Annotated in this window: 4 protein-coding genes; 3 read left to right on the top strand and 1 reads right to left on the bottom strand. The window is 61.9% G+C overall.

Annotation, left to right across the window (positions count from 1 at the left end; genetic code table 11):
* The coding region (locus EGI20_RS16455) for a BMP family ABC transporter substrate-binding protein (protein WP_498632768.1) at nucleotides 1-562 on the bottom strand (562 nt) is incomplete at its 3' end.
* A gap of 244 nt (nucleotides 563-806) precedes the next feature.
* On the opposite strand from EGI20_RS16455, the gene EGI20_RS16460 reads away from it, so the two are divergent.
* From EGI20_RS16460 to EGI20_RS16470, 3 genes are all read left to right on the top strand, one after another.
* On the top strand, nucleotides 807-2345 hold the full coding sequence (locus EGI20_RS16460) for an ABC transporter ATP-binding protein (protein ID WP_498632770.1): 1539 nt from the start codon (nucleotides 807-809) through the stop codon (nucleotides 2343-2345).
* Nucleotides 2332-3423, top strand: coding sequence for an ABC transporter permease (locus tag EGI20_RS16465; RefSeq protein WP_124736241.1), 1092 nt, complete (start codon nucleotides 2332-2334; stop codon nucleotides 3421-3423). Before EGI20_RS16460 ends, EGI20_RS16465 begins: the two co-directional genes overlap by 14 nt.
* The coding region (locus EGI20_RS16470) for an ABC transporter permease subunit (RefSeq protein WP_498632771.1) at nucleotides 3420-3799 on the top strand (380 nt) is incomplete at its 3' end. The genes EGI20_RS16465 and EGI20_RS16470, both read left to right, overlap by 4 nt.

The following is a 3799-nucleotide window of genomic DNA, read 5'->3' on the forward strand; positions in this document are numbered from 1 at the left end:
TCACCCACACCACCTTGGTCTTGATCTTGGGGTTCACGCTTTGTGCGCCCAGAGTGTAGGCATTGATGTTGCGGATCACTTCCGGAATCGGGAAGGAGCCGACAAAGCCCAGGGTGTCGCTCTTGGTCATGCCGCCGGCGATCACGCCCAGCATGTAAGCGCCTTCATAGGTCTTGGGGTTGTAGATGGCGACGTTTTTGGCTGTCTTGTAACCGGTGGCGTGGGCAAACTTCACATTGGGGAAGGCCTGCGCCACTTTTTGCGTCTGGTTCATATAACCGAACGAGGTGGTGAAAATCAGCGTATTGCCGGCGGCGGCCAGCTGGCGGATTACGCGTTCGGCGTCGGCGCCTTCGGGCACGCTTTCCACATAGGTGGATTTGATCTGGCCGGGCAGGGCTTTTTCCATCGCCTTGCGTCCCAGGTCATGGGCATGGGTCCAGCCGGCATCGCCGATCGGGCCTACATAGACAAAGCCGACTTTCAGTGGCTCGGCGGCGAAGGCCGGGCTGCTCAGAGCGGCAGCCAGCAAGGTAGTGATCAGAGTACGGCGGGACAGCATGGCGACTTCTCCTGGAGGTGGGGCGAATTTGAACAGCATAACAAGCGGGGTATCTTTGTCTACAGCAGGACCGCTAATAATCTTTATTGGATATTTCGCGGTGAATTCGCAGCATTATAAACCCGAAATGTAAACAAATGTTTTATCAAAAATGCCAAAAGATTTACCATGCACGGATTATTGATCCGGCTTGCCGGTACTGTTGCGGGGTAAGTTTCTGTGCCCGCGCCCTGGAGTCTTTGCGATGAATGCCCCTCCCTCTGCCGCGCGCCTGTCTTTGCGCGGTATCAGTAAACGCTATCCGTCGGTGATCGCCAACGACGCCATCGATCTTGATATTGCGCCCGGTGAAATCCATGCGGTACTGGGTGAAAACGGCGCCGGCAAAAGCACCCTGATGAAGATCATCTACGGTGTGACCCGACCCGACGCTGGCGAGATTGTCTGGGAGGGGCGCAAGCTTGCCATTTCCAGCCCGTCCATGGCGCGCGAGCTGGGCATAGGCATGGTGTTCCAGCATTTTTCGCTGTTCGAGACGCTGACCGTGGCCGAAAACATCGCGCTGTCGATAGACCGGCCGCAGGCCGAGCTGCACGACGAGATCCGCGAGGTGTCGACCCGCTATGGCCTGCCGCTGGATCCTGCGCGTCTGGTGCACAGTCTGTCGGTGGGCGAGCGCCAGCGGGTCGAGATTGTGCGCTGCCTGCTGCAAAAACCGCGTTTGCTGATTATGGACGAGCCGACCTCGGTGCTGACGCCGCAGGCGGTGCAACAGCTGTTTGCCACCTTGCGCCGTCTGGCGGGAGAAGGCTGCAGCATTCTCTATATCAGCCACAAGCTGGACGAGATCCGTGCCCTGTGTGAGCGTGCCACCGTCCTGCGCGGCGGGCGGGTCAGCGGCGAGGCCGATCCGCGCCTCGAATCCAATGATTCGCTGGCGCGCATGATGATAGGTGGTGAACTGCCGGCGTGTTCGCTCAGCCCGCAAGCGCCGGGCGAACTGAGGCTGGCGCTCAATGGCTTGTCGCTTGCCAGTGATGACCCGTTCGGTACTGCCTTGCAGGATGTGTCGCTGGAAGTGCGTGGCGGCGAGATTGTCGGCATCGCCGGCATTTCCGGCAACGGCCAGCAAGAGCTGCTGGCGGCCTTGTCCGGCGAAAAAAAGCTGGCACGTGCCGACGGGCTGTCGTTGCGTGGTGTCGCGGCCGGCAAGCTGGGGCCAAGTGCGCGCCGTGCGCTGGGTCTGGGGCTGGGTTTTGTGCCGGAAGAGCGGCTAGGGCGCGGCGCGGTGCCGGAAATGAGTCTGGCCGACAATGCCCTGCTCACCGGCGCCACCCGCGCCGGCATGCTCAAGGGGCCGTGGATACAGCGCAGTAAGGTGCGCGAATTCGCGCGCGAGGTGATTGCGCGCTTCAAGGTCAAGGCGCCGGACGAGGACGCGCTGGCGCAAAGCCTGTCCGGCGGCAATCTGCAGAAATTCATTATCGGGCGCGAGGTGATGCTGGCGCCCGAGGTGATGGTGGTGGCACAGCCGACCTGGGGGGTGGATGTCGGCGCAGCCATGCTGATACGCAATGCGCTGATCGATATGCGCAACCGCGGGGTGGCGGTACTGGTGATCTCCGAAGAGCTGGACGAGCTCTTTATGATCTGCGACCGCATCGCGGTGCTGGCCGATGGCCGTCTGTCGCCGGCGATTGCCACGGCTGACGCCAGTGTGGAATTGATAGGCCGCTGGATGAGCGGCGACTTTAGCGAGAAGGACAGCCATGTTCCAGCTTGAAACCCGCCCTGTGCCCTCGGCGACCATGCGCCTGCTGTCGCCGCTGATTGCCGCGCTCTTGATGCTGGCCTCCGGCTTTGTGCTGTTTACTCTTTTGGGTCAGCCGGCACTCAAGGCGTTTTATGTGTTTTTCGTGCAGCCGTTGACCACGCTTTACGGCGTGGGCGAGTGGCTGCTCAAGGCGACGCCGCTGTTGCTGTGCTCGCTGGGCCTGTTGATCGCCTACCGCGCCAATGTGTGGAATATCGGCGCCGAAGGCCAGTTGGTGATGGGCGCGATTGCCGGCGGTGGTGTGGCGCTGGCTTTTCCCGATGTCAGCGCATCGTGGCTCATGCCGGCCATGCTGGTGGCCGGTGTCGCAGGCGGTATGGCGTGGGCGGCATTGCCGGCCTTGCTGCGTACCCGTTTTCACACTAACGAGATTCTGGTCAGCCTGATGCTGGTGTATGTGGCCGGGCTGGGGCTGCGCTTTCTGGTCAATGGCCCGTGGCGTGACCCGGAAGGCTTCAATTTTCCGCAGTCGCGCATGTTCCACGAAGCCGCCATTTTGCCGCTCTTGCATCCCGAGATGCGGGTCACCGTTGCCGGCGTGCTGGCGCTCATGCTGGTTGGGCTGATCTGGCTGTTTTTAAGCAAGAGCTGGCTGGGCTTTCGCCTGACGGTGGCCGGGCAGGCGCCGGCGGCGGCGCGCTATGCCGGCTTTGGCGAGCGGCGCAATGTCTGGATCGCCATGCTGATTTCCGGCGGTTTTGCCGGGCTTGCCGGTGTGGCTGAAGTGGCGGGGCCGCTGGGGCAGTTGCAGCCTTCGGTGTCGCCCGGCTACGGTTTTGCCGCGATTATTGTCGCCTTTGTCGGCCGCCTTAATCCGCTTGGCGCCTTGCTGGCCAGCCTGCTGATGTCGCTTCTGTATCTGGGGGGAGAGACCGCGCAGATGGAGCTGGGTTTGCCGGCTGCCATCACCGGTTTGTTCCAGGGTCTGTTGCTGTTTTATCTTCTGGCCGCCGATCTGTTTATCCATTACCGCGTGCGCCGTAGCGAGCGCGCCCCTGCTGCCGTACTCAAGGAGGCGACCCGATGAATGAAGGCCTGATTCTGGCGCTGCTCTTGTCCACCGCCAGTGCTGCAACCCCCTTGATGCTGGCTGCGCTGGGCGAGCTGGTGACCGAGCGCAGCGGTGTGCTTAATCTGGGGGTCGAAGGCATGATGCTGGTTGGTGCCGTGGCTGCTTTTGCCACCATGAGCCATAGTGGCAGCCCGCTTTTGGCATTCGGCGTTGCCATGCTCTCCGGCTGCGCCCTGTCCTTGCTGTTTGGCGTGCTGACCCTGCATCTGATGACCAACCAGGTGGCGACCGGTCTGGCATTGACCCTGTTCGGCGTCGGTCTGGCGGCTTTTGTCGGCCAGCCTTATGTGGGCGGCGTGGTCAAAGGGGTCGAGCCACTGTTGTTCGGTCT

The sequence above is a fragment of the Aquitalea sp. S1-19 genome, assembly GCF_024343515.1.

Bases quoted from the DNA above. Each gene is read 5' to 3' on its own strand.
- EGI20_RS16460 (WP_498632770.1), top strand. From the start codon at position 807: ATGAATGCCCCTCCCTCTGCCGCGCGCCTGTCTTTGCGCGGTATCAGT.
- EGI20_RS16465 (WP_124736241.1), top strand. From the start codon at position 2,332: ATGTTCCAGCTTGAAACCCGCCCTGTGCCCTCGGCGACCATGCGCCTG.